General features: G+C 45.0%; 22 protein-coding genes and 5 tRNA genes. All 27 read right to left on the reverse strand.

What is annotated here, in order from left to right; all coding sequences use genetic code 11:
- Positions 1-11: 11 nt before the first annotated feature.
- The 27 genes from HNQ46_RS07260 to aspS all read right to left on the reverse strand — a co-directional run bounded on the left by HNQ46_RS07260 (position 12) and on the right by aspS (position 23,009).
- Positions 12-1,079 carry an undecaprenyldiphospho-muramoylpentapeptide beta-N-acetylglucosaminyltransferase gene (locus tag HNQ46_RS07260; protein ID WP_183684102.1) on the reverse strand — a complete coding sequence of 356 codons (1,068 nt, stop codon included), beginning with the start codon at positions 1,077-1,079 and terminating at the stop codon, positions 12-14.
- A complete protein-coding gene (locus tag HNQ46_RS07265) occupies positions 1,072-1,491 on the reverse strand; it encodes an HIT family protein (protein ID WP_183684103.1) in 420 nt (139 codons plus the stop codon). Before HNQ46_RS07265 ends, HNQ46_RS07260 begins: the two co-directional genes overlap by 8 nt.
- Before the next feature lie 123 nt (positions 1,492-1,614).
- Positions 1,615-4,443, reverse strand: coding sequence for an excinuclease ABC subunit UvrA (gene uvrA, locus HNQ46_RS07270; protein ID WP_183684104.1), 2,829 nt, complete (start codon positions 4,441-4,443; stop codon positions 1,615-1,617).
- A 210-nt stretch (positions 4,444-4,653) separates the two neighbouring features.
- The gene (locus HNQ46_RS07275) at positions 4,654-5,385 is read right to left on the reverse strand and encodes an amino acid ABC transporter ATP-binding protein (RefSeq protein WP_279287715.1); all 732 of its coding nucleotides are present in this window, start codon (positions 5,383-5,385) and stop codon (positions 4,654-4,656) included.
- Between the two features lies 1 nt (position 5,386).
- Positions 5,387-6,076, reverse strand: a complete 690-nt coding sequence (locus tag HNQ46_RS07280; protein WP_183684105.1) for an amino acid ABC transporter permease — start codon at positions 6,074-6,076, stop codon at positions 5,387-5,389.
- A gap of 72 nt (positions 6,077-6,148) precedes the next feature.
- Positions 6,149-6,979, reverse strand: coding sequence for a basic amino acid ABC transporter substrate-binding protein (locus tag HNQ46_RS07285; RefSeq protein ID WP_183684106.1), 831 nt, complete (start codon positions 6,977-6,979; stop codon positions 6,149-6,151).
- Between the two features lie 252 nt (positions 6,980-7,231).
- The gene (locus HNQ46_RS07290; protein ID WP_183684107.1) at positions 7,232-7,810 is read right to left on the reverse strand and encodes a Gx transporter family protein; all 579 of its coding nucleotides are present in this window, start codon (positions 7,808-7,810) and stop codon (positions 7,232-7,234) included.
- 224 nt (positions 7,811-8,034) lie between these two features.
- Positions 8,035-8,232, reverse strand: coding sequence for a cold-shock protein (locus HNQ46_RS07295; RefSeq protein WP_007156460.1), 198 nt, complete (start codon positions 8,230-8,232; stop codon positions 8,035-8,037).
- Between the two features lie 177 nt (positions 8,233-8,409).
- Entirely contained in the window at positions 8,410-9,285 is an 876-nt protein-coding gene (gene hslO, locus HNQ46_RS07300; RefSeq protein WP_183684108.1) for an Hsp33 family molecular chaperone HslO, read from the reverse strand.
- Positions 9,278-9,826 carry an SEC-C metal-binding domain-containing protein gene (locus HNQ46_RS07305; protein ID WP_040648399.1) on the reverse strand — a complete coding sequence of 183 codons (549 nt, stop codon included), beginning with the start codon at positions 9,824-9,826 and terminating at the stop codon, positions 9,278-9,280. The genes hslO and HNQ46_RS07305 overlap by 8 nt, the downstream gene beginning before the upstream one ends.
- 383 nt (positions 9,827-10,209) lie before the next feature.
- A complete protein-coding gene (locus tag HNQ46_RS07310; RefSeq protein ID WP_183684109.1) occupies positions 10,210-11,424 on the reverse strand; it encodes an AI-2E family transporter in 1,215 nt (404 codons plus the stop codon).
- Positions 11,425-11,861: 437 nt separating this feature from the next.
- Entirely contained in the window at positions 11,862-12,572 is a 711-nt protein-coding gene (locus tag HNQ46_RS07315) for a thiamine diphosphokinase (protein ID WP_183684110.1), read from the reverse strand.
- A 123-nt stretch (positions 12,573-12,695) separates the two neighbouring features.
- The gene (locus HNQ46_RS07320) at positions 12,696-13,220 is read right to left on the reverse strand and encodes a nucleoside deaminase (protein ID WP_243155880.1); all 525 of its coding nucleotides are present in this window, start codon (positions 13,218-13,220) and stop codon (positions 12,696-12,698) included.
- A 6-nt stretch (positions 13,221-13,226) separates the two neighbouring features.
- Positions 13,227-14,417 carry a phosphopentomutase gene (locus tag HNQ46_RS07325; RefSeq protein WP_183684111.1) on the reverse strand — a complete coding sequence of 397 codons (1,191 nt, stop codon included), beginning with the start codon at positions 14,415-14,417 and terminating at the stop codon, positions 13,227-13,229.
- 5 nt (positions 14,418-14,422) lie between these two features.
- Complete coding sequence (gene udp / locus HNQ46_RS07330; protein WP_183684112.1) at positions 14,423-15,202, reverse strand: uridine phosphorylase; 780 nt, start codon at positions 15,200-15,202, stop codon at positions 14,423-14,425.
- 84 nt (positions 15,203-15,286) lie between these two features.
- Positions 15,287-15,988, reverse strand: a complete 702-nt coding sequence (gene deoD, locus HNQ46_RS07335) for a purine-nucleoside phosphorylase (RefSeq protein ID WP_183684113.1) — start codon at positions 15,986-15,988, stop codon at positions 15,287-15,289.
- A 184-nt stretch (positions 15,989-16,172) separates the two neighbouring features.
- Positions 16,173-16,631: a cytidine deaminase gene (locus HNQ46_RS07340; protein WP_183684114.1), complete on the reverse strand. Its 459-nt coding sequence runs from the start codon at positions 16,629-16,631 to the stop codon at positions 16,173-16,175.
- Between the two features lie 142 nt (positions 16,632-16,773).
- Positions 16,774-16,853, reverse strand: a tRNA-Leu gene (locus HNQ46_RS07345).
- 18 nt (positions 16,854-16,871) lie between these two features.
- Positions 16,872-16,944 (reverse strand) — tRNA-Lys (locus HNQ46_RS07350).
- 5 nt (positions 16,945-16,949) lie between these two features.
- Positions 16,950-17,021: transfer RNA gene (locus tag HNQ46_RS07355), tRNA-Gln, on the reverse strand.
- Between the two features lie 31 nt (positions 17,022-17,052).
- A tRNA-His gene (locus tag HNQ46_RS07360) sits at positions 17,053-17,126 on the reverse strand.
- A gap of 28 nt (positions 17,127-17,154) precedes the next feature.
- Positions 17,155-17,228: transfer RNA gene (locus HNQ46_RS07365), tRNA-Arg, on the reverse strand.
- A 155-nt stretch (positions 17,229-17,383) separates the two neighbouring features.
- Positions 17,384-18,016, reverse strand: a complete 633-nt coding sequence (locus HNQ46_RS07370) for a bifunctional 4-hydroxy-2-oxoglutarate aldolase/2-dehydro-3-deoxy-phosphogluconate aldolase (RefSeq protein WP_007156471.1) — start codon at positions 18,014-18,016, stop codon at positions 17,384-17,386.
- Positions 18,017-18,028: 12 nt separating this feature from the next.
- Positions 18,029-19,339: an RdgB/HAM1 family non-canonical purine NTP pyrophosphatase gene (gene rdgB / locus HNQ46_RS07375; RefSeq protein ID WP_183684115.1), complete on the reverse strand. Its 1,311-nt coding sequence runs from the start codon at positions 19,337-19,339 to the stop codon at positions 18,029-18,031.
- Positions 19,339-20,502 carry a THUMP domain-containing class I SAM-dependent RNA methyltransferase gene (locus HNQ46_RS07380; protein WP_183684116.1) on the reverse strand — a complete coding sequence of 388 codons (1,164 nt, stop codon included), beginning with the start codon at positions 20,500-20,502 and terminating at the stop codon, positions 19,339-19,341. The genes rdgB and HNQ46_RS07380 overlap by 1 nt, the downstream gene beginning before the upstream one ends.
- A gap of 8 nt (positions 20,503-20,510) precedes the next feature.
- The gene (locus tag HNQ46_RS07385; RefSeq protein ID WP_183684117.1) at positions 20,511-21,095 is read right to left on the reverse strand and encodes an HAAS signaling domain-containing protein; all 585 of its coding nucleotides are present in this window, start codon (positions 21,093-21,095) and stop codon (positions 20,511-20,513) included.
- A gap of 120 nt (positions 21,096-21,215) precedes the next feature.
- Positions 21,216-23,009, reverse strand: coding sequence for an aspartate--tRNA ligase (aspS, locus tag HNQ46_RS07390; RefSeq protein WP_183684118.1), 1,794 nt, complete (start codon positions 23,007-23,009; stop codon positions 21,216-21,218).
- Positions 23,010-23,041: the final 32 nt, after the last annotated feature.

Raw genomic sequence — 23,041 nt, forward strand, 5'->3', positions numbered from 1 at the left:
AAAAGAAAGAATTACAAAAAAGAATCAATCAGATGTAAAACATTTTCTCTTCCGTTCTTTTCCTTACTGTTTCTCATGGCTTCTTGGAATTTTGCCTTATTATCCTTCAGTTCCTTTAGTAATGCATAAAGCTTGGAAAAATTCGCCTCCGCCTCTTCCTGAGAAAGCACCAAAGAATATCCCTGCTTTTGGAAGGACTCTGCATTTAAAATCTGGTCTCCTCTGGATGCTCCCTTAGGTAAGGGAATTAAAAGGTTGGGCTTTTCCAAAGCCAATAGCTCACAAATCACATTGGCTCCTGCTCTGGATATAACACAGTCTGCCGCCTGATAATAATCCGCAAGCTCCTCATGGACATATTCATATTGCTGATAGCCAGTCCTATTCTTTAGGCCTTCATCGGCATTTCCCTTTCCGCAAACATGAAGAATATCCCAATCTTTCAAGAGCTGATCCAGATGCTTTCGAATCACCTGATTTACCGCCTGGGAGCCCATGCTGCCACCTATAATCAGTAAAATCTCCTTCTCTCCGGAAAATCCGGCTCTTTCTATCCCCTTCTCCCGACTTCCCTGTAGAAGCTCCTCTCGAATGGGGGCACCGGTAAAAACCGCCTTTTTCTTGGGTAGATAATTTAGGGTTTCCGGAAAATTACAACAGATTTTTTTAGCAAAGGGAATGGTCAGCTTATTGGCAAGTCCCGGTGTCATATCCGACTCATGGCAAATCACAGGAATCCCAAGGCTTGCCGCTGCATAGACCACCGGTACCGCAACAAATCCTCCCTTGGAAAAAACCAGATTGATTTTTTCTTTTTTCAGGAATTTTCTGGCCTGAAAAAATCCTGCGATGACCTTAAAGGGGTCGGTAAAGTTCTGTAAAGAAAAGTATCTCCGAAACTTTCCTGTGGCAATCCCGTAGTAGGGAAGTCCTGCCTTTTCCGCCAATTCTTTTTCTATTCCCTTTTCCGAACCGATATAAAAAAGCCGGTGCTTCCTTTCCTTTAAACCGGGAATCAGGGCAAGATTTGCGGTAACGTGTCCCGCGGTGCCTCCCCCTGTTAATACAATCTTAGCCATGAATCTCCTTTACAATGCTTTCCTTTACCTGTTCCAGTTCTCCCTCCTCATAAGAAAGAGGAGTCCATAAAACCATGCTGTCCTTTGCATCAAAGCGGGGAATGATGTGCACATGAAAATGCTCCACTGTCTGGCCTGCCGCTTCTCCGTTGTTTTGTACCACATTAAAGCCCTTGGCACCGGTAGCCTTTACCATAGCCTGTCCGATTTTTTTCGCTAATGGGAAAACCTTGGCCAGTACCCCGTCCTCCATCTCCAAAAGATTCTTTCCATGCTTCTTCGGCAGAATCAAACAGTGTCCCTTTGCAGCCGGGGATATGTCCAAAATCACACGAAAATCCCCATCTTCATACACCGTTCCGGAAGGAATCTCTCCATTGGCAATCTTACAAAAAATACAATCTGCGCTCATTTCCTGTCCTCTCTTTCTCTGCTCATCTCCTGCTGAAATACTATTTCATCTATTATATCGGTTCAGAAAAGGATTTTCCACCGTAGTTTCAGCCGGCTCAAATACCACATTGGCCAAATTTCGCTAATTCAAGTATCTCTTTAGATATTTTCCGGTATAGGATAGCGGATTTTCCGCTACCTCTTCCGGGGTGCCGGTACAAAGCACCGTTCCTCCGCCGCTTCCTCCTTCCGGCCCCATATCAATCAGGTAGTCGGCACACTTGATCACATCCAGATTATGCTCAATCACAAGAACCGTATTGCCGCCATCTGCCAGTCTTTGCAGCATTTCCACCAGCTTCCGTACGTCTTCAAAATGTAGGCCTGTAGTAGGCTCATCCAAAATATAGAGGGTTCTTCCGGTTCCTCTTCGGCTTAGCTCTGTAGCCAGCTTGATTCGCTGGGCCTCTCCTCCGGAAAGCTCCGTACTGGGCTGACCCAGGCGAATGTAGGAAAGTCCCACATCCATAAGAGTCTGCATTTTCCGTTGAATACTGGGGATATGGGCAAAGAAGTCATAGGCTTCCTCCACCGTCATATTCAAGACATCATAGATATTCTTTCCCTTGTAGCGAACCTCCAAGGTTTCCCGGTTGTAGCGTTTTCCGTTACAAACCTCGCAGGGCACATAGACATCCGGCAGGAAATGCATCTCGATCTTTACAATACCGTCTCCGGAGCAGGCCTCACAACGTCCACCCTTCACATTGAAGGAGAAACGCCCCTTCGTATATCCTCTCTCTTTAGCATCCTTGGAACTGGCAAAGAGGTCACGAATCAGGTCAAAGACGCCGGTATAGGTTGCGGGGTTGGAACGGGGGGTTCTTCCGATAGGGCTTTGGTCAATGTCAATGACCTTATCCAAGGCTTCCAAGCCCTCCATCTTTCTGAATTTTCCGGGAATCATTTTGGCCTTGTTCAAGACCTTGGCACAATGCTTATGGACGATTTCATTGACGAGAGAGGACTTTCCGGAACCTGACACTCCGGTGACACAGGTGAATACGGATAAAGGAATCTTTACATCCACATTTTTTAAATTATTTTCCTGGGCACCGTAAACATCCAAGGTTTTCGTAAAACTCCTTCTTTGCTTTGGCAGAGGAATCTTTTTCTTTCCGCTTAAATACTGGCCGGTTATAGAGTCCTTATTTTTCATAATCTCCTTGGCAGTACCTACAGCCACTACCTGTCCACCGTGTTCTCCGGCTCCCGGACCGATATCTACAATCAAATCCGCCTCTCGCATGGTGTCTTCGTCATGCTCCACCACAATAACGGAATTTCCCAAATCTCGAAGGCGCTTTAAGGTGGCAATCAGCTTATCGTTATCCCTTTGATGAAGGCCGATACTGGGCTCATCCAAAATATAAGCAACCCCCACAAGACCTGAACCAATCTGAGTAGCCAGACGGATTCTTTGGGCTTCTCCTCCGGAAAGGGTGCCGGCAGAACGGGCAAGGCTTAGGTAATTCAGTCCCACATCCAGCATAAACTTGCTTCTGGCCTTAATCTCCCTAATGATTTGGTCTGCAATTTTCTCTTCCATGGCAGTGAGGGTCACAGAAGAAATCCAATCGTGGAACTGATCTAAGGGCAGAGTACAGGACTCGTAAATATTCTTCTCTCCCACCGTTACAGAAAGAGAGCCGGGCTTCAGTCTGGCTCCGTGACAGCTGGGACAGGGGGTAATTCGCATAAACTGCTCGTATTCCTGCTTCATTTTCTCGGAAAAGCACTCCTTATATCGTCTTTCCACATTATTGAGCAAGCCTTCAAATACCACACGGTGCACATTTCCCTTTCCAAACTGGGAGGCATAGCGTACCGTAATACTTTCCGTGCCGGTACCATGGAAAATAATCTTCCGAATCTTCTCCGGAAGCTCACAAAATGGAGTATCCAAAGAAAAGCCGTACTTTTCGCTTAAAGCCACCAGCATGGCATGAGTAAAGCTTCCTTCATCCTTAGAATTCATCCAACCCATTACGGAAATGGCTCCCTGATTTAAAGACAAAGTTTCATCCGGAATCATCAACTCCGCATCAAATTCCATCTTATAGCCTATTCCAAAGCAGGCAGGACAAGCCCCAAAGGGGTTATTAAAGGAAAAGCTTCTGGGCTCGATTTCCTCTATACTGCTGCCGTCCACAGGACAGGAAAAGCTGGTGGAAAGCCGTAGCTCCTCCCCGTTTAAAAAGTCCACAAGCAAAAGGCCGTTGCTTAAAGAAAGCACCTGCTCTATGGAGTCGGTCAGACGCTTTTCAATTCCCTTCCGTACCACAAGACGGTCTACCAAAACTTCAATGGTATGCCGGTTATTTTTCTCTAAATCAATCTCTTCTTCCAGCTCATACATATTGCCGTCAATTCTGACCCTCACAAAGCCGGAACGGCGAACGCTTTCCAAAAGCTTTTCGTGCTTTCCCTTCTTTCCTCTCACCACGGGAGCAAAGAGTTGCATCTTCGTCCCCTCTTCCCGCTTCATCAGAAGGTCCACCATCTCATCCACGGTCTGCTTCTTGATTTCTCTTCCACATTCCGGGCAATGAGGAATTCCTACCCTGGCATAGAGAAGTCTAAGATAATCATAGATTTCCGTTACCGTTCCCACGGTAGAACGGGGGTTTCTGTTGGTGGATTTTTGGTCAATGGAAATAGCCGGAGAAAGCCCTTCAATCAGCTCCACATCCGGTTTTTCCATCTGTCCCAAGAATTGTCTGGCATAGGAGGACAGGGACTCCATATATCTTCTTTGCCCTTCGGCATAAATGGTATCAAAGGCCAGGGAGGACTTTCCCGATCCGGATAATCCTGTAAGAACCACCAAAGAATCTCTGGGGATATCCAGATCCACATGCTTTAAATTGTGCTCATTCGCACCACGAATTTTTATCCACTTCTTTTCCAATGTATTTCCCAAACCTCTCTACAGTCTTGCATTTACTATTTGTCTTCTACCGTTTTCTTTATAATCTTTCTTGCATAAAAAAGCCGGCAAACATTTGTTTGCCGACTAAGCTTAACACCTCTATAAGGGCTTTTCAAGGGCTTCTTCTTAGGGACTGATGAGGGGATTTTTTAGGACCTTATCGCCGCAAGAAAATATGCCTTACAAGCTTTAAAGCACCTTGGATAAAAAGCTCTGCACACGTTCATTTTCACAATGATAGAAAAAGTCTTCCGGAGCAGCTTCCGTAATAAAATAGCCATCCTCCAAGAAAAGCACTCGATTGGAAACCTCTCTGGCAAAGCCCATTTCATGGGTCACCACCACCATGGTCATCTTCTCCTCTGCCAAATCCCGCATAACCTGAAGCACCTCTCCCACCATTTCCGGATCCAGGGCCGATGTGGGTTCGTCAAAGAGCATTACATCCGGCTCCATGGCAAGGGCACGTACAATGGCAACTCTTTGCTGCTGTCCGCCGGATAACTGTAAGGGAAATTGCCCTGCCTTGTCCTCAAGACCAACTCTTTTTAAAAGAGCCATAGCCTTCTCCTCCGCCTCCTCCTTGGACTTTTTTAGGAGTTTTCTTGGCCCCAGAGTCAGGTTATCCAAAATGCTCATGTGGGGGAAAAGGTTAAATTGCTGAAATACCATCCCCATCTTCTGCCGTAAAACATCTACATTCTTACTACGTAATACGCTTTGTCCTTCAAAGATAATATCTCCCTTTGTAGGGCTTTCCAAAGCATTTAAGCAACGGAGAAAGGTGGACTTTCCGGAACCGGAGGGGCCGATAATACTAATCACATCTCCCTTATGGATTTCCACGGAGATATCATGTAAAACCTCTTGGTTTTTGAATTTCTTATGGAGATGTTCTACCTTAATCAAGACCTCTGCCATCTTATCCCCTTTCTTTTCTTTGGAATGCCTCTTCCATCTTTTTCTCCAGGAAGGAGAAGAACATGGTTAAAATCAGATAAATCAAAGCTACCGTAAGTAGCGGTGTCCAAGAATCATAGGTTCTGGAGCGGACAATGTCTCCCGCCTTGGTCAAATCCTGTACCGCAACATAACCTGCCACCGCAGTCTCCTTAATAAGAACGATAAACTCATTAAAGATAGCCGGAAGCACATTTCGAACCGCCTGTGGCATAATGATATAGCGCATAGTCTCCCCATAGCTAAAGCCAAGAGATCGGCCTGCCTCCATCTGTCCCTTGGGGATGGACATGATTCCGGAACGAATGATTTCCGCCACATAGGCTGCGGAGTTTAGGCCGAAAGCAATAATTCCCACAAACACTCCGGAGAAAATACGGGAAGTAAAGATACAGTAATAAAAAATCATCAGCTGAATTACCGCCGGAGTACCTCGCATAATGGTCAGATAAAACTGACAAATCCCGTTGGCTATCTTGCCTTTTCCGGTTCTGTCATAGGTACTTCTTATCATACCGATGACAAAGCCTAAAGCTACACCGATTAAAAGGGCAAAAAACGTGATAATCAAAGTATTTTTCAGTCCCTCCAGGAAATAGAGATAGCGTTTATCCTGCACCAGATTCATATACAGATGTTCCTGTAATGACATATTTTACTCCCCTCTACAGCGAGATGTCCCGCCACTTAGGCAGGACACCCAAAATGATTACAAAGCAACTGCTTATTTTGCCTGAATATACTTCGCTGTGATTTCCTCCAGCTTACCATTATCCTTCAGCTTCTTTAAAGCCGCATTAATCTTTTCTACCAGCTCCGTGTTTCCTTTCTTTACACAGATAGCATAATCCTCTTCCGCATAAGCACTGTCCAAAAGCTTTAAGCCCTTATTCTGAGAAACAAATACCTCTGCCGGATTCTTATCAATAATCACCGCATCTACCTTACCTGCCTGTAAGGCCTGAACCGCATCTGCTCCCTTGGGAAAACGCTCTACGCTTTTTTCCCCTAAATCGTCTGTGGAATACAGGTCTCCGGTGGTTCCCTGTTGTACGCCCACCTTCTTTCCCTTTAAATCATCAATCTTGCTGATGCTGGAATCCTCTGTCACAATGACACTCTGTACAGAGGTGGCATAGGAATCGGAGAAATCTACATTCTTTAAACGATCCTCATTAACCGTCATGCCGGCTGCACCAAAATCTGCCTTTCCGGACTGCACTGCGGGAATAATGGCATCAAAGGCAATATCGGAAATCTCCAGCTTCATTCCCATCTCTTCTGCAATAGCTTCCGCAATGTCCACATCAATCCCTACAATATCTTTTCCCTCGTGGTATTCATAAGGAGGAAATTCCGCATTGGTAGCCATAATCAATGTACCGCCCTTTGCTTCCGCCTTAGCCGAATCCGTTTCCTTCGACCCTCTCGCCTGACTGCCCTGTTCTGTTCCCGCTTCACTACCCTTTGCTGTTCCTTCCGTACTTCCTTTGGAACCGCCGCAAGCTACCAAAGACAATCCTGCCAATGCCGCAATCAATAAGTACTTTTTCATATTCTCTCCTCCTTCAATACACCTAATCATCCTGATTTCAAACAAGCTTTCCGTTCATAAACTGTTCAGCCTGTTAAAGCAAGTGCCTTACTGTCCGGTCAAATAGCGGGCAATGTATAAAGCAAAGCTTTTATGTGCATAATTATACTTTTATATTCGGGAGTGTCAAGGACTTTTTTGAATATTTTTGCATATTTTCTTTTTTATTTGCATAAGTGGAGTTTTCATTGAACGTTTGCAAATATTTCCCTGCTAAAAATATTGTCGGAAAAAAGGCTTCAGGCGCTTCATTAAAATCCCCCCTAAAATCCCTATCAGAACCCCTGCCACAGAGCCTGCAATCAGTAAATAAGGAAGATAATACCAAAGGGCCGTGTTTCTTAGCAAAAAAGCCGCCATAAAAACCTGACCGATATTATGAAAGATTCCTCCAATCAAGCTAACACTGACTGTGGAAAAATGAACTAAGTTTTTAAACAGAAGCATCATCAAAAAACTGCATAAAAATCCACTTAAGGAATAACTAAGAGTCAAAGCATTTCCAAATAAAAGCGATAAAAGAATGATTCTTAAAAAGCCGATTACCGCTGTAGGAAATGGTCCTACGGAAAACAGCATTATAATATTCACTAAATTCGCCAGCCCCAGTTTCACTCCCGGAATGGGGATAGGCGTAGGAAGCTGAGCCTCCACATATCCCAAAATCATGGAAATGGCTAAAAACATGGCATAAATACTAAGATGAATGCTGCTTCTACGCCTTGCTCCTTGGGGAACTTTCCCGGAAATTTCATTTTCCCGGGAGCTTTTCTTTTTTTCCCTATCCTGCATGATCCTCCTAACTCCTATTCTATGCTAATAAAAACTATGCTTTTCTATTATGCTATACCGTCTTTTATGACATGAAAAAGGACGGCGCACGCGCCGTCCTGCTTTTGCTTTTCTTTCATCTTGATACTTCTGCAATGCTGTCCTTCTTCTCATGCTGTCTTACTTAACCGTCTGTCCCGAGAAGTCGTCTATATTACAAAATGATTCAAACCCGAAGAGAAAAATTAAAGCTTTACTACGTTAGTAGCCTGAGGTCCCTTAGCTCCGTCAACTACTTCGAACTCAACGGCCTGACCTTCTTCCAAAGACTTGAATCCGTCTCCGGACAATCCGGAATAATGTACGAATACATCCTTTCCTGTCTCATCAGAGATAAATCCATAACCCTTCTGGTTGTTAAACCACTTTACTGTACCTTTCATTACTATATCCTCCAAAAAACAATTGCAACCGAAATTGATTACAACAATGGAAGAATACCATATCCCCTGCACTTCGTCAACCGCATTTTTAGAAGAATCCCAGCATTTTGGTTTTTTTCTGAATGGTTTTATCCCTCTTTTTTAGAAAACTCGAAAAATAGAAGCCTTGTGAAAAAATTATCTGTTGAGCAATTCTTCTAAATCATTCTCTGAAAAGATGTACTTCTTATTGCAGAAATCACAACGTACTTCCTGGGATTTATGGTCGGAAAGTAAAGATTCAATCTCTTTCTTTCCCAAAGAAATCAAAGCTTTCTCCACCCTTTCTCTGCTGCAGTTGCAGTGATAGCGAAGCTCCCGCTTCTCATGAATTTCCAGTCCGAAATCTCCCAACAAATACTCCAGAAGCTCCTCCGGTGTATGCTTTGCCAGTAAATCCGTAACGGAATGAACCTTGGATAACTTCTCCTCCAGCTTATCCAGAAGACTTTCCTCTGCAAAGGGGAGAAGCTGAATAATAAAGCCTCCGGACTCAGCCACGGTATTTTCCTTATTCATCAGGACTCCAAGGCCTACTGAAGAAGGAATCTGCTCACTGATACTGTAGTAAGCATTGATATCCTCGGCAATTTCTCCGCTGATTAAGGCAGTCTGTCCCACGTATGGCTCTCCTAAGCCATTGTCCCGGATCACGGAAAGGAAACCGTTCCCCACGGCGCCACCTACATTTAAGTGACCATCCTCCCTTGCGGGAAGAATCACATAGGGATTCCCGCAAACGCCCTTTACATTGCCATGGGAGTCTGCCGTAGCCACAAGACTCTTCATCGGGCCGTCTCCCTTGATGGATAGGGTAATCAGGTCTTTCTCTCCCTTTAACTCCACTCCCATCATCAGAGCCGCACTCATCAATCTGCCCATAGCCGCAGTGGCAATGGGGGAAGTATTATGAATTCGTCTTTGCTCCTCTGCCGTATTTCTGGTGCTGCAGGCAAAGGCGCGAATCTGCCCTTCTGCCGCAGTCCCTCTTACCAAATAGTCCGCATTAGCCATTTTGTAATAATTCTCTCTCTTTTTCTTCGTCTTTTCTCATGCAACACTTTTTGTATTTCTTTCCGGAGCCGCAGGGACAAGCATCATTTGGATAAATCTTCTTGCTCTCTCTCTTCACCGTTCCGGACTTCTTCTGCTCCTTATAGAGCTCTTTTCTCTTCTCCTCTGTCAAAATGGAATCCCAAGCCGGAAGCTCATAGAGCCAGGAAGCCTTGGCCTCCACCATGTTGTAGTACAGCTTTTCCGGATCAATCTGAATCTTAACAACGGTATCTTCTTCCATAGTATCTATAGGATTATGATAGCCTGCTAAAGACTCATCGATTCCGTCCAGAATTCCTACGAAAATGAAGGGGTCGATGGAGAACTTCTCTGCCAACTCCTTTACACTTCCCTCATAAACCTTCTTCGGATCCTTCAGGATTTCCTCGTAAAATCCCTTCTCCAAAGCAAAATACTTCTGCCAAAGAGCTTCCTGCTCCTGCTTATTCATTCCGTTTCCGTAGGCGGTATTTCTCCAATTTTCTAACAAAGTTGCCATAGCTATCTCCATTTCTTCATTTTTCTTTAGACTCAAAGCGAGCAAATCTCGCAAAGCGCTTTCCTCTTAGGGGCAATTCCCCGATAACTTTATGATTATATCAAAAATCCCAACTTTTACAACCAAAGGATATGGGAGCAAATCCTCACAGAATATACGGGTAAATTTTGACAGCTAAGAAGGAATACATCGGTTCTTAAATCGGTTTTTCTGCATATAGTGCTGAACAGGGGCACGCTCCCGCTAACCTCGCCTTCGCAGCGGTACTAACTTCAAGTTGCGCTTCGCTTGCTTTCAGCAAGTACCGGCGGGCTCAGATTACCCCTCCTTCAGCACTCTATGTAGAAAAACGATGGAAAACATTTTATCTCCTTCTTAGCTGTCTAAATTTTCCCCAAATCCTCAAAGTATTCTGCTTGATTCGGAATTTGCTTCTTCTCCAAACGCTTATTGGCATAGCGCCGGATGCTGTTCAGAATAACCGCCCATAAAGGTACGGCGATAATCATTCCCACAAAGCCGAAAAGTCCGCCGAATAGAATGATGGAGAACAGTACCCAGAAGCTGGAAAGTCCGGTGGAGTCTCCCAAAATCTTCGGTCCGATTACATTTCCGTCCAGCTGCTGGATAGCTAAAATGGCAATAGCAAAATACAGAGCCTGCAACGGACTGCTTAACATAATCAAGATAATACAGGGAATGGCCCCCACAAAGGGTCCGAAGAAAGGCACCACATTGGTCACGCCAATGATTACGGAAACCAACAGGGTGTAAGGCATCTTCATAATGCTTAAAACAAAGAAGGTTAGAATTCCAATAATCACACTGTCAATAATTTTCCCCAAAATAAAACCGCCGAACATCTTGTGAACATACTGCAGTTCTTCAATAATTCCTTTCGCTTTTTCCTTGGAAAAGATAGCAAAAAGGAGCTTTCTGAATTGTAGCTTCAAGGTCTTTTTCAGGTTTAAAAGGTAAACCATCACAATCAAACCGATTAAGATATTCTTAACCACCGTAAAGGTATTCCAAATACCATCCCGGAAAAAAGCGGCAATATTTTGTATATGTCCCAAAATCGTCTGGGCACTTTCCGGTTTACTACTGAAAAAGGCGCTGATTTCCGTATACAAATCTTCTACATACTCTCTGGCTTCGGGATAATTGGTCAGCAGGGTTTGGATTCTTTCATAGGAGCGATTAATGGCATCCGGTAAAGTCATATATAAGTTATAGATAGACTTTGTCAGCTCCGGAATCAAAAGAGACACCAGACTTCCTCCAATAAGAGTCAGAAACAATAAGCTGCAAATAGTGGCAAGAAAACTGCTTGCGGTACTCTGCTTTTTACTTTTTTTGCGAAATAGCTTTACTAAAAGAACTTCCGATATCTTTACCACAAAGTTATATACCGGGCTCATTAAATAGGCTAAAACCGCTCCATAAATAATGGGCATCAGAATCTGAATAAATAAATTAAAGTTTTTGTTTATAGTCTCTAAATGGCTCACTATAATAAAAAGTAGGGAAGTTGCTGCCAATACCAAAAAGGCAGTAATTCCCCACTTGATTTGTTCTGTCCAATTTTCCCTTTTCATGGCTCCATTCTCCTAAAAAGAACGATTCTGAATACACCGTTCTATACATCTATCTCTTTTCCCTGCACTACCGCTTATTACTACATATAAAAGCCGGGTACTCCGGCTTAATATACTATAAAAATAAGCCCCAGGCTTAGTATAAACAATAAAAGCTAAGTACTCTACCTTAGCCTGAATACAAAAAAATCAGACTCACCAAAGCGCCGTACCACACGTTTGACTCCTAGCATAAAGCCAGGTGGGTTACCTCACGGATTTCTCAAGGATCCTTAACCGCAGGACGGAAGGCTTGCTATCCTAATCGCAAATATCGGAATCCCGTATGTCATATTTGTAGGTTCAAATTGTGTGGACTCGAACGCCCCAGCCAAGTCTGTAAAAAAATTATAGCAAAGGGCACCTAGGCTTGCAAGTAAGAATTTCTATTCCATAGCTTACAGATTTTCTATTCCATAGCTCACAAAAAGCATTCCCTTTTCCACAGAAATCTCCGCCTCTTCTCCTGTAAAGGCATTACTCACCCCTATAGGAAAACTGTTCTTTAAACAGCCTTTATCGATCTGATATAGAAGTCCTTTTTCTTCTACTCCCCTAGCCTCTTCGGAATAGGAAAATACGGAGCAAGTCCCTTGCATTCCTTTCGGAAAATGCAGACTTCCATCCTGAAGTGCCGTAATGAGCTCTTCTTTTCCATATAAATATCCTTTGGCCTTTTGTTCCGTAAGAAAGGCCAGACTTTGTAATGCGGCAAGGCTATGATCAAAGCGCCTTCCCTCTAAAGCTCCAAAGATATGGATTTCCCGGATTTCCTCTTCCAGGCAAAGCTTAATGGCCGCTAAAAGATCCGTATCATTTTTCACCACGGGAAGTTGCTTTAAGGGAATTCCCTGGAAAGAGGACTTTGAAAGAAATTCCGCCTTTTCCTTCGGATTTTCCGAAAAGATATTATACGCTACAGGAGGAAGATTTTCCGGAAGGCTTGCAGCCAAAGAATCCAAATCTCCCAAAATCAAAGAAGGGGTAATGCCTTCCTCTTGACAGTATCGGAAGCCTCCATCCACTGCAATAATCAGATCCTCCTTCCTTAAAGGAAAAGGAATGCCATAAAAATATCCGGCACAGATTAATATTCCTCTTCTTTCCATACTTTCTCCCGTCTCATTAGAAAAATTCCCTTTTTTGCATTTTCTATCCTAAGCATTTTCTATCCTAAGTATTTGCATAAAGCACTGTCTTTCCCCGAAAATGCATTCCCGCTTCTTTCTTGATCAATTGTCCTTTTTCTTCTCTCTCATAGAGCTAAAAAAATGGGAAAGCAAATCTCTCGCCTCCCCCTCCAGCACATTTTCCCGAATCGCCACTCTATGGTTTAGTTCCTTCATTTGTAAAACATTTAATAGAGAACCGCAGAAGCCGGCTTTAGGATTCCGAAGAGAAAAGACCAGACGGGGAATTCTAGCCTGTAAAATAGCTCCCGCACACATGGGACAGGGCTCCAAATTCACATAGAGGGTGCAATCTTCCAAGCGCCAGTCTCCTATTTTCTTACAGGCCTTCTCGATGGCTAAAATTTCTCCATGATAGAGGGCATTGTTTTTTTGATTTCTCCGGTTATAGCCTCTGCCCAATATCGTTCCCGGAAGAATACCCTTTTCTTGGCAAAGTCTTCCCATGGGAGAATCCGGCTTTGTCCCGTCATAAACAATCAGCGCCCCGATGGGTACATCCCCCCGGGACGCTGCCTTTTTCGCCAGGGAAAGAGCCATCTTCATATAGTCTTTCTCTGTTTTCATTTCTTTCTAAAACTCCTTATAAAGGGACTTTCCAATTAACTCTGAAGGTAATGCTACGGAGAAGTTTTCCGCAACACTGGCACCGATAACGCCGAAGCTATCCTGTTCTTCTCCTTGTCCCCCTGCAATTCCCTTATGATAAACCAAAAGAGGAACCTGTTCTCTGGTATGATCCGATCCGGAAAATGTGGGATCGTTTCCATGGTCTGCAGTCAACATCAGAAGGTCACCCTCTTTCAAAACAGAAAGTAATTCTCCCAGCTTCTCATCAAAGCGCTGAATTTCTTCTCCGTAACCAATGGGATCTCTTCTATGCCCATAAAGAGCATCAAAATCCACCAGGTTTACAAAGCAAAGTCCTTGAAAATCCTCATCCTTTGCCAGGGCAATACACTGTTCCATTCCTTCCACAGAGGAACGGGAGTGAATCGCCTTATTGATGCCCTCTCCCACGAAAATGTCGTTGATTTTTCCAATGGAAATTACGGAAAGTCCTGCTTCTTCCAGGTAATTTAAAACGGTTTTTGTAGGTGGCTTTAGGGCCAGGTCATGACGGTTGGAGGTTCTTTTAAACTCTCCCCTTTTCTCCCCTACATAGGGTCTGGCAATCACCCTTCCAACCCTCCATTCGTCCTTCATAGTGATTTCTCTGGCGATTTCACAGTCCTTATACAGTTCCTCCAGCCCAAAATACTTGGGATCTTCCGGGGCGGCAATCTGCAATACGGAGTCCGCAGAAGTATAGACAATCATACTTCCGGTCCTTAATTGCTCCTCTCCCAGCTCCTCAATGATTTCCGTACCGGAGGCTGCCTTGTTTCCAATCACTTTTCTTCCGGTCTTCTCTTCCAATTCCTGAATTAATGCAGGAGGAAAGCCGGTGTCGGTAAAGGTAATAAAGGGCTTTTCCGTCTTTATCCCCATCATTTCCCAGTGTCCGGTCATGGTGTCCTTACCGTTACTGGCTTCATTTAAGGCATAGTACTTCGCCAAAGGCTTTTCTACCGGAGAAACCCCCTTTAAGCTTTTTAAATTTCCCATGCCCAGCTTTTCCAAATTAGGAATGGAAAATGAGGGCATCCTTTCCGTAATATGAAGGAAGGTATCCGTGCCTTCGTCTCCAAACTTTGCTGCATCCTTGCCATTTCCAATGCCTAAAGAATCTAAAACAATCAAAAATATTCTTTTAAATTTCATCTTTCCTACTTTCTCTCTTTCTCCCTTTGAATCAGGAGCTTTACGGCCTCAATGGCGGTCTGAATCGCCAAATCCGTATCGTGTAAAATTTCGTTGGAAAGCCCGGCCTTTACTCTCTCCTGGTTGGATACCACAAAAAGAACGGTTCCCACCTGTTTTCGCAGGTAGGCTCCAACCGTAAACAATGCCGCACTTTCCATTTCCGATGCCTTACAGCCCAATTTGCACCAGGCATCCCACTTTTCCAGCAATTCCTTGGAGACCGGTAAGTCCTCCGGCTTATGCTGTCCATAAAAGGCATCCTTACACTGTACTACCCCCACATGGGTTTTTGCGGAAAGCTTTTTTCCCGCCTCTTCCAGCACTTTAGTCAGCTCGAAGTCTGCTGTGGCCGGCCACTCGATAGGGGCATACTCCTTGGAGGTTCCCTCCATACGGATTGCAGATTGGGCAATCACCAAATCTCCTGCTTCTACCGAAAGGTCCATCCCTCCCGCTGTGCCTACACGGATAAAAATCTCTCCTCCGCAGGTACTAAGCTCTTCCAGGGCAATAGAAGCGGAGGGTCCGCCGATACCGGTGGAACAGACACTGACCTTTTCTCCCAGAAGAGTACCGGTATAAGTTACGTATTCTCTTCTGTCTGCCACCAATTCCGGATTGTCAAAATATTTCGCAATCTTTTCACAACGCTTTGGGTCTCCGGGAAGGAGAACATATTTCCCCAAATCTCCCTTTTTCACGCCGATATGATAACAGCGTTCATCTTCTGAATAATTAATCATGGAAACTCCTTATGCAACACATACTCTAAATATTTTATGCCAAACATAACACAAAATATTTATGCCAAACATAGCACAAAATCTTTATACCAAACGTAATGCAATCTCCATCATATCCTTAAAGCCAACCTTTCTCTCTTCCGGAGAAAGCTCTGTCCTCTTTAAGATATGGTCGGAAATGGAAAGAATGGCCAAAGCCTTCTTGCCGGCCTTTGCCGCATTCATATAAAGGGCTGCAGCCTCCATTTCCACGCAAAGGGCACCCATGCTTGCCCACTTTTCGTTGGCCTTGGTATAGCCATTATAGAAAACATCGGAGGAAACCACATTTCCTACCTTAACAGGAATCTTTAATTCTCTGGCTGTTCCCACCGCTTTCTCCAGTAAGGAGTAGTCTGCGATAGGAGCAAAGTCACCCGGTAGTTCATACTGATAGCTGTAGCGAGAATCCGTGCAGGCACCCATGGCCATAACCACATCCTTCAGCTCAATATCCTCCTGTAAAGCCCCTGCGGAACCGATACGAATAATGGCATCCACATCGTAGTGGTTAAAAAGCTCATAGGAATAGATGCCGATGGAGGGCATCCCCATTCCCGCCCCCATCACGGAAACTTCCTTTCCGTTGTATTTTCCGGTAAAGCCCAACATATTTCTCACCGTATTAAAACACTTTACATCCGTCAAAAAGTTCTCTGCAATAAACTTGGCCCGAAGGGGATCCCCCGGCATTAAAACGGTCTTTGCAATCTGCCCTAACTCTGCTTCATTGTGTGCTGTTCCCATACTATCCTCCTTGATTGTCGACTAAATAATATTATCTTTGATAGAAGTATCTTTGATAGAAGTATCTTTGATAGAAGCAATACTTACCGCTTCCCATACTACTTTTTTCAATCTTTATGAACTTTTCGATCTTGTAACTGCAAAAACTATCTCCAAAATAAAGGACTGTCCCTAAAACAACTGCTTAGTCCTCCAGAGCCTCCGGCAAAAAGGCATGGGGAAGAAGCTCTGCAAGAGTATAAATATGATACTCCTCTTCATTTTTTGCCAAAATGACCTGAAAACTTTGTAAATCCACAAACTCCGCCATCACCTGACGACATATACCGCAGGGCATACAGTAGGAAAGCTCTTCACTATCCTTCATGCCTCCTACTATGGCGATTCTCCGAAAATGCTTATAGCCCTCACTGACCGCCTTAAACACGGCGGTTCTTTCTCCGCAGTTGCTGGCTCCATAGGAAGCATTCTCCACATTACAGCCTAAAAATACTTCTCCTGAATCTGTTTCCAAAGCTACGCCTACCTGAAAATGAGAGTAGGGACTATAGGCTTTTCTTCTGGCCTGAAGCGCCTTCCGAATCAAAGCCTTAGCATTATTTTCACTTACACTGTCCTTTGTACTTGTATCCTCTGTTCTCAAACGATTCTCTTCCTTTCCTTCGTCTATAGATTTTCTATAGCATAAGGCTTTTCTTCAAAAAAGACCAGTCTTTCCGGATACAAAAAAAGTGATAAAGGATACTTCCTCTATCACAATCCTCACGAAAACCTTGTTTTCAGCCTGCGGATGACAGGACTTGAACCTGCACGGTCGCCCACCAGAACCTAAATCTGGCGCGTCTGCCAATTCCGCCACATCCGCATATCTCCCTTTCAGGAATGAGACACGCGGGAATCGAACCCGCGACAACTTGATTAAAAGTCAAGTGCTCTACCGACTGAGCTAGTGTCTCATAAGCAGGGCCAGTTGGATTCGAACCAACGACTGCAGGCGTCAAAGGCCTGTGCCTTACCGCTTGGCGATGGCCCTATGAGATAAGAACCTCGTGCGAGAAAAATAGGGTGGCCACCGGGAGTCGAACCCGGGACCTCCAGAACCACAATCTGGCGCGATAACCAACTACGCTATGGCCACCATGTTACGGATAGAACCGTCTCGCAAGTGATCCAGAAGGGATTCGAACCCCCGACCCACGGCTTAGAAGGCCGTTGCTCTATCCAGCTGAGCTACTGAATCATTTCGCATTTTGTGCGACTCTCATATATTAGCGAATCCCCAATACTTTGTCAAGAAAAAATTTTCGCTGTTTACAAAGGCTTCTTCTCTGCTTGAATTTCAAAAAAGGAGCCGTAAAAATAGCCCCTTTCCTTTCTTTACAAAACAGCAAAGCTTTAGTGACTTAATTCATAGGCCTCCAGGCAATTCTTGGTAATCAAGGCAAAATCCTTGGTTTCCAAAAATTCTTTTTTACACAGCCAGGTTCCTCCCACACAAAGCACCTTGGAGAAGGAAAGATATTCTCCGATGTTCTGAAGATTCACTCCACCGGTGGGCATAAAATACAGGTTCTGGAACACTGCCGCATAGCTCTTGATGGTCTGTACGCCGCCAAACTGTCCTGCCGGGAAGAACTTCACCACAGGAATATCATAAGACATGGCCATGCTGATTTCCGTAGGAGTCAAAACGCCGGGACAATACGGAATTTCTCTCTCTCTGCAAAAAGCTGCCACTTCATGGGAAAAGGAAGGACTTACAATAAACTTGGCACCGGCTTCCACAGCATCTTTACACTGCTGCAGGGTAATCACCGTTCCCGCACCCACATATAAATCCGGATATTCCTTTACCATTAGCGCGATGGATTCCTTTGCTGCCGCCGTACGGAAGGTGACCTCCGCCACCGGCAGTTTTCCCTCCAATAAAGCCTTCCCCAGAGGAATGGCGTCATTTTTATCCTCAATTACCAAAACCGGACAAATCCGAATTCCCTTCATTCTCTCCACAAATTCTGCCATGTACATTATTTTATCCTCCTAAATTTTATGCATTTCCACTCTAAGATTTCCTTTTTGGTCCAAAAACAGCAGGCTATAGCATGGTCTTCTATCCTCTTGTCTGGGAAAGCTGATGGATCCCGGATTGATACAATGCACCCCGTTCACCACTTTGTTACAGGGTTTATGGGTATGTCCGAAGAATGCCATACTGCAATTTCTGTCTCTTGCCTCTTCCGAAAGACGCTCCAAGCCGAAGTTTACGCCATAGAGATGGCCGTGGGTCAAAAAGCATCGTTCTTTTCCGATACGAACTTCCACGTCCTTGGGCAAATAGGAAAAAAAGTCATTGTTTCCCTGTACAAAATAGGACTCACAGCCCTTAGGCAAAAGCGCCTGTACCTCTCCTTCTCCCTCCGAATCCCCCAGATGAATACACATGGATATATCCGGATGCAGACGAAGAACCTTTTCCACATAGTCCAGTCTTCTATGGTTATCGGAAAGTACCAAAATCTTTTCCTCCGAAGAAGGATCGATTCTGCCGGCTATCTTAGTCTTCGCTTCCCGAGCAGCTTCCTGTCCCTTTTCGACAAGTTCCTGTCCCTTTTCGGCATTCTCCTCTTTTTCCGGCTTTTTCCCGGATTCTTTCTCCGCCTTGTGCTCCGCCTTTGCTTCCTTGCCTTTTCCCGACTGCTCCTGCCCTGCTTTCGAAAAGCGGGCAGAATCTCTTTTTTCCTGCTCTTCCTGAATCATTCTTTCCATCTTTCGAAGAGCCTTTCCCCTATGGGAAACCTTATTCTTCTCTTCTCGAGAAAGCTCAGCAGCGGTTTTTCTGTATTCCGGAAGGTAGAAAATGGGGTCATAGCCGAAGCCCTCTTCTCCACCGGGCTCTTTTGCAATTTCTCCCGTGCATCTGGCTTCCGTTTGCAAAAGCTTTCCATCCGCAAAAATCGCAACAATGGCGCAGCTAAAGTAGGCCATTCTGCTTTTACTGCTGCTTTCTTCCATCATGGCCAGGATACGACGATTCTTTTCGGGATAGGGTGTATCCACCCCCAAAAATCGGGCTGAATATATTCCGGGACCAAAGGACAGGGCTTCAATGGACAGGCCGGAATCATCCGCCATAACCAGGTCATCTTCCTCTAAAAGTCCCTGCGCTTTGGCAAAGTTATATAGGGCTCTGGCCTTGATTTCCGCATTTTCCAGAAAACTTGTCCCGTTTTCCTCTACCTCCTGATCCATGCCTAAATCTTTGGCACAGAGAATGGTTCCGGGGAAATTAGACAGAATCTCCTGAATTTCTCTTAACTTGTGTTGATTATGGGTGGCAAATAAAATCCGCATTATTTTCTCCCTTTACCATTGTACTGGTAAAAATAGGTTTTCATCATACCGTTGTAAAGCTTTCTGTTTTTATCCGCCTTCCCAAGGTATTTCTCCGCCTGCTCGTAAGCGGTGATTAAGCAAAGTCGCCAATCATCCAGATCTTCATAAGCCTCTCTAAGCTCCGTATATAACAGAGGCAGATTTCTCTTATCCTCGATTCGCTCTCCGTAGGGAGGATTGGTTAAAATCAAGCCTCCTCGCTTACTGTGGGACATCTTCCCCACTTCTCTTTCCTGAAAATGGATGAGCTTTCCAACTCCTGCCCGCTCCGCATTTTCACGGCAAACCGGAATCATGGCAGGATCGATATCATAGCCCTGAATATCCACCATTTTTCCATAGGAATTCTTCTTGCTTTCTAATAGGCTACGGTCAATTTCATCCCCTGCCTCCTCCAAAGCATAGTCCCATTCCTTTTTAGGAATCAGGTTTTCCCAGGCTTCCGCCGTAAAATGTCTATGCATTCCGGGAGCAATCTTTGCCGCAATCATAGCCGCCTCTATGGGAAAGGTTCCTGCACCGCACATGGGATCCACAAAGGGGGCATCCTCTCTCCATTTGCTAAGGAGAATCAGGGAGGCAGCCAAGGTTTCCTTAATGGGCGCCTTTCCCATTTTTAAACGATAGCCTCTTTTATGCAGAGAGTCTCCACTGGTGTCCAAACAGAGTAAAACCTCATCCTTATACAGAGAAACACGGAAGGGGTACTTGGCTCCGTGCTCCTCAAAAAAACTCTGATGATAGTAGGATGCCATCCGGTCAACCATGGCTTTCTTCATTACGGACTGAATATCTCTGGGCGAAAACAGCTTGGATTTCACGGAGCCGGCCTTGGTCACCCAGAAGGAGGCATCCTTTGGCAGATACTCTTCCAACGGAAGGGCCTTGGTACCCTGAAACAAATCCTCGTAGGATTCCGCATGGAAGGAGCCCAGCTTTAATAAAACTCTTTCCCCTGTTCTCAGGAAAATGTTGGCACGGACGATAGCCTCCGCATCTCCGATAAAATGCACCTTTCCGTCGCTAACGGTATGCACATCATAACCCAAATCCTGAATTTCTTTTTTACAGACTGCTTCCAGTCCAAAGTGGCAGGGTACCACCAGTTCCATTCTTTGCATCTTCCCTCCTATCGAAAAAGGTATGCCAAAATCCAAAGGATTACCGCCACCGCAAGTACAGGGAGTAAAATCGGTGCCAAAGCGGAAATGATTCCCGCAAAAACCGCGATAATTCCCCCGATAATCAGGAAGAAAATCACAAGAGAAATCACACAGCCTAAGGGACTGACAGGAATGATACGGGGTCCTCCTGCATTTTCAAAGGCCGACTGTCTATCCTGCCGAATGTCCTCTTCTTTATATTGGGTATAGCCTGTCTTTTCCCTAAAGGATTGAGACTGTCTGCTATCTTCTTCCGCTCCCTTGTATTGTAAATCTTCTTCGTCGGAAGCATAGTTAATCTCACTTTCCGCATAACGGAAAGGAGTGCTTCTGGCTACATGATCTCCTCCCGCCTCTGCAGCATCAATAATGCTTTTTGCCAAAAGCCTTGGCTCAGAAAGGGAAGCAATAACTTCTTCCTCGGTTTTTCCACCCCGCACTTCCGTCAGGATGTACTCTTCATAAAAACGTTGTTGCTCCAGAATAACTTGTTCCGAAACATTTTGCTTTAATTCTAAAACCAGTTCCCGAATAAATTCCTCTTTCCTCACCTATTCCTCCTAAAACTCAAGCAAAGCTTGGGCTGAGCATATCTTCCTCTTTAGCTTAGCTCTATTTTCTCTTTAAAAGTCCAAAAGACACGGAAATATTTGTAAAGCTATAAGCTGCACTTACTCTTCTGTAATGGCAATGTGCAAATCCTTTAGCTGCTGGGGATCAAAGACCTCAGCCGGTGCATCCATCATAGCATCGGAACCGTCCTTTCCCTTCGGAAAAGCAATGACATCGCGGATGCTCTCCGCGCCCACCATCCACATCGCCAAACGGTCTAAGCCGTAGGCAAGACCTGCATGGGGAGGTACACCGTACTGAAAGGCTTCCAATAAGAAACCAAACTGCTCAGTGGCTCTTTCCTTCGTAAAGCCAAGCTTTTCCAACATTTTCTCCTGCACATGAGACTGGTGAATTCTGACAGAACCGCCACCCAGCTCCGTTCCGTTCAAAACAATATCGTAGGCCTTGGCTCTAACCTTGGACAAATCCTCTTCATCCACCAAGGGAAGGTCTTCTTCCATAGGCATGGTGAAGGGGTGATGCATGGCCTGATATCTTCCCAATTCCTCGGAATATTCAAACATGGGGAACTCGGTAACCCAGAGGAACTTCCACTGTCCCTTCTGAATTAAGTCTAAATCCTTTCCTAAAGCAAGACGTAAAGCTCCAAGGCTGTTCCATACCACCTGCTTCTTCTCATCGGATACCAAGAAGAGAAGATCTCCCTGCTCTAAGCCTGTAGCCTCTGTTAATCTCTTTATATCCTCCTCGGACATAAACTTGGCAAAGGAAGACTTTACGGAGCCGTCTTCCCCGTAGCCGAACCAGGCCAAGCCCTTTGCCTGATAGCCCTTTACCAGCTCCACATAGCTGTCAATCTTCTTTCTGGGCATGGAGGCCTGTCCCTTTAAAAGAATACCCTTGACCTTACCGCCATTTTCTACGCACTGGCTGAATACGGAGAAGCCGCAACCCCGTACCGCCTCGGTACACTCCAGTAAAGGCAGGTCAAAACGAAGATCCGGCTTATCGGAACCGTAATTTTCCATAGCATCAATCCAGGTCATTCTCTGTAAAGGAAGAGAAATGTCCACCTGACAGATTTCCTTGAAAATATACTGTAAAAGTCTCTCGTTCACTTCCAAAACGTCTTCCATATCCACGAAAGACAGCTCCATATCCACCTGGGTAAACTCAGGCTGACGGTCCGCTCTTAAATCCTCATCACGATAGCATCTTGCCAGCTGGAAATAACGATCCATACCGGAAACCATTAAGAGCTGCTTTAAAAGCTGAGGAGACTGGGGCAGGGCATAGAAGGAACCCTGATGCAGGCGAGATGGCACCAGGAAGTCTCTGGCTCCCTCAGGGGTGGACTTAATCAATGTAGGCGTTTCAATCTCCAAGAATCCTTCCTTGGACAAAAAGGCACGAATCAGCTGGGAAAGTCTGGCCCTTGTCATAATTCTCTTCGCCAAATCCGGTCTTCTCAAATCCAGATAACGGTACTTTAAGCGTAAGTCTTCCTTGGTCTTGCTATCTTCTTCAATGGGGAAGGGAGGAGTCTCCGCCTCTGCCAGGATTCTCAAGCTTTTTGCTACCAGCTCCACAGCTCCTGTAGCAAGGCTGGCATTGGCATCCTTTCCTCTGCTTCGAAGCTCTCCTTCTACCGCAATAACAAACTCCGCTCTTAGCTTGGAGGCCTTTTCAAAAACCTCTGCACCGCATTCATTTTCCTCAAAAAGAATCTGTAGGATTCCGGAACGGTCTCTAAGGTCTGTAAAAATAAGACCACCCTTATTTCTGGACTTCTGTACCCAGCCCATCATGCAGACCGTTTTTCCGATATACTCCTCTCCCAATTCTCCGCATCTTGCGGTTCTGTGTAAACCTCTCATTGACTCAGCCATAACTTTACCCTCTCAATCTTTTCTTGCAACAG

This window comes from Oribacterium sinus (assembly GCF_014202695.1).
GTDB classification, from domain to species: Bacteria; Bacillota; Clostridia; order Lachnospirales; family Lachnospiraceae; genus Oribacterium; species Oribacterium sinus.

Excerpts from the sequence above, each read along its gene's own strand:
- HNQ46_RS07260 (WP_183684102.1), bottom strand. The coding sequence starts at position 1,079 with ATGGCTAAGATTGTATTAACAGGGGGAGGCACCGCGGGACACGTTACC.
- HNQ46_RS07265 (WP_183684103.1), bottom strand. The coding sequence starts at position 1,491 with ATGAGCGCAGATTGTATTTTTTGTAAGATTGCCAATGGAGAGATTCCT.
- HNQ46_RS07275 (WP_279287715.1), bottom strand. The coding sequence starts at position 5,385 with ATGGCAGAGGTCTTGATTAAGGTAGAACATCTCCATAAGAAATTCAAA.
- HNQ46_RS07280 (WP_183684105.1), bottom strand. The coding sequence starts at position 6,076 with ATGTCATTACAGGAACATCTGTATATGAATCTGGTGCAGGATAAACGC.
- HNQ46_RS07285 (WP_183684106.1), bottom strand. The coding sequence starts at position 6,979 with ATGAAAAAGTACTTATTGATTGCGGCATTGGCAGGATTGTCTTTGGTA.
- HNQ46_RS07290 (WP_183684107.1), bottom strand. The coding sequence starts at position 7,810 with ATGCAGGATAGGGAAAAAAAGAAAAGCTCCCGGGAAAATGAAATTTCC.
- HNQ46_RS07295 (WP_007156460.1), bottom strand. The coding sequence starts at position 8,232 with ATGAAAGGTACAGTAAAGTGGTTTAACAACCAGAAGGGTTATGGATTT.
- hslO (WP_183684108.1), bottom strand. The coding sequence starts at position 9,285 with ATGGCTAATGCGGACTATTTGGTAAGAGGGACTGCGGCAGAAGGGCAG.
- HNQ46_RS07305 (WP_040648399.1), bottom strand. The coding sequence starts at position 9,826 with ATGGCAACTTTGTTAGAAAATTGGAGAAATACCGCCTACGGAAACGGA.
- HNQ46_RS07310 (WP_183684109.1), bottom strand. The coding sequence starts at position 11,424 with ATGAAAAGGGAAAATTGGACAGAACAAATCAAGTGGGGAATTACTGCC.
- HNQ46_RS07315 (WP_183684110.1), bottom strand. The coding sequence starts at position 12,572 with ATGGAAAGAAGAGGAATATTAATCTGTGCCGGATATTTTTATGGCATT.
- HNQ46_RS07320 (WP_243155880.1), bottom strand. The coding sequence starts at position 13,220 with ATGAAAACAGAGAAAGACTATATGAAGATGGCTCTTTCCCTGGCGAAA.
- HNQ46_RS07325 (WP_183684111.1), bottom strand. The coding sequence starts at position 14,417 with ATGAAATTTAAAAGAATATTTTTGATTGTTTTAGATTCTTTAGGCATT.
- udp (WP_183684112.1), bottom strand. The coding sequence starts at position 15,202 with ATGATTAATTATTCAGAAGATGAACGCTGTTATCATATCGGCGTGAAA.
- deoD (WP_183684113.1), bottom strand. The coding sequence starts at position 15,988 with ATGGGAACAGCACACAATGAAGCAGAGTTAGGGCAGATTGCAAAGACC.
- HNQ46_RS07370 (WP_007156471.1), bottom strand. The coding sequence starts at position 18,016 with ATGTACATGGCAGAATTTGTGGAGAGAATGAAGGGAATTCGGATTTGT.
- rdgB (WP_183684115.1), bottom strand. The coding sequence starts at position 19,339 with ATGCGGATTTTATTTGCCACCCATAATCAACACAAGTTAAGAGAAATT.
- HNQ46_RS07380 (WP_183684116.1), bottom strand. The coding sequence starts at position 20,502 with ATGCAAAGAATGGAACTGGTGGTACCCTGCCACTTTGGACTGGAAGCA.
- aspS (WP_183684118.1), bottom strand. The coding sequence starts at position 23,009 with ATGGCTGAGTCAATGAGAGGTTTACACAGAACCGCAAGATGCGGAGAA.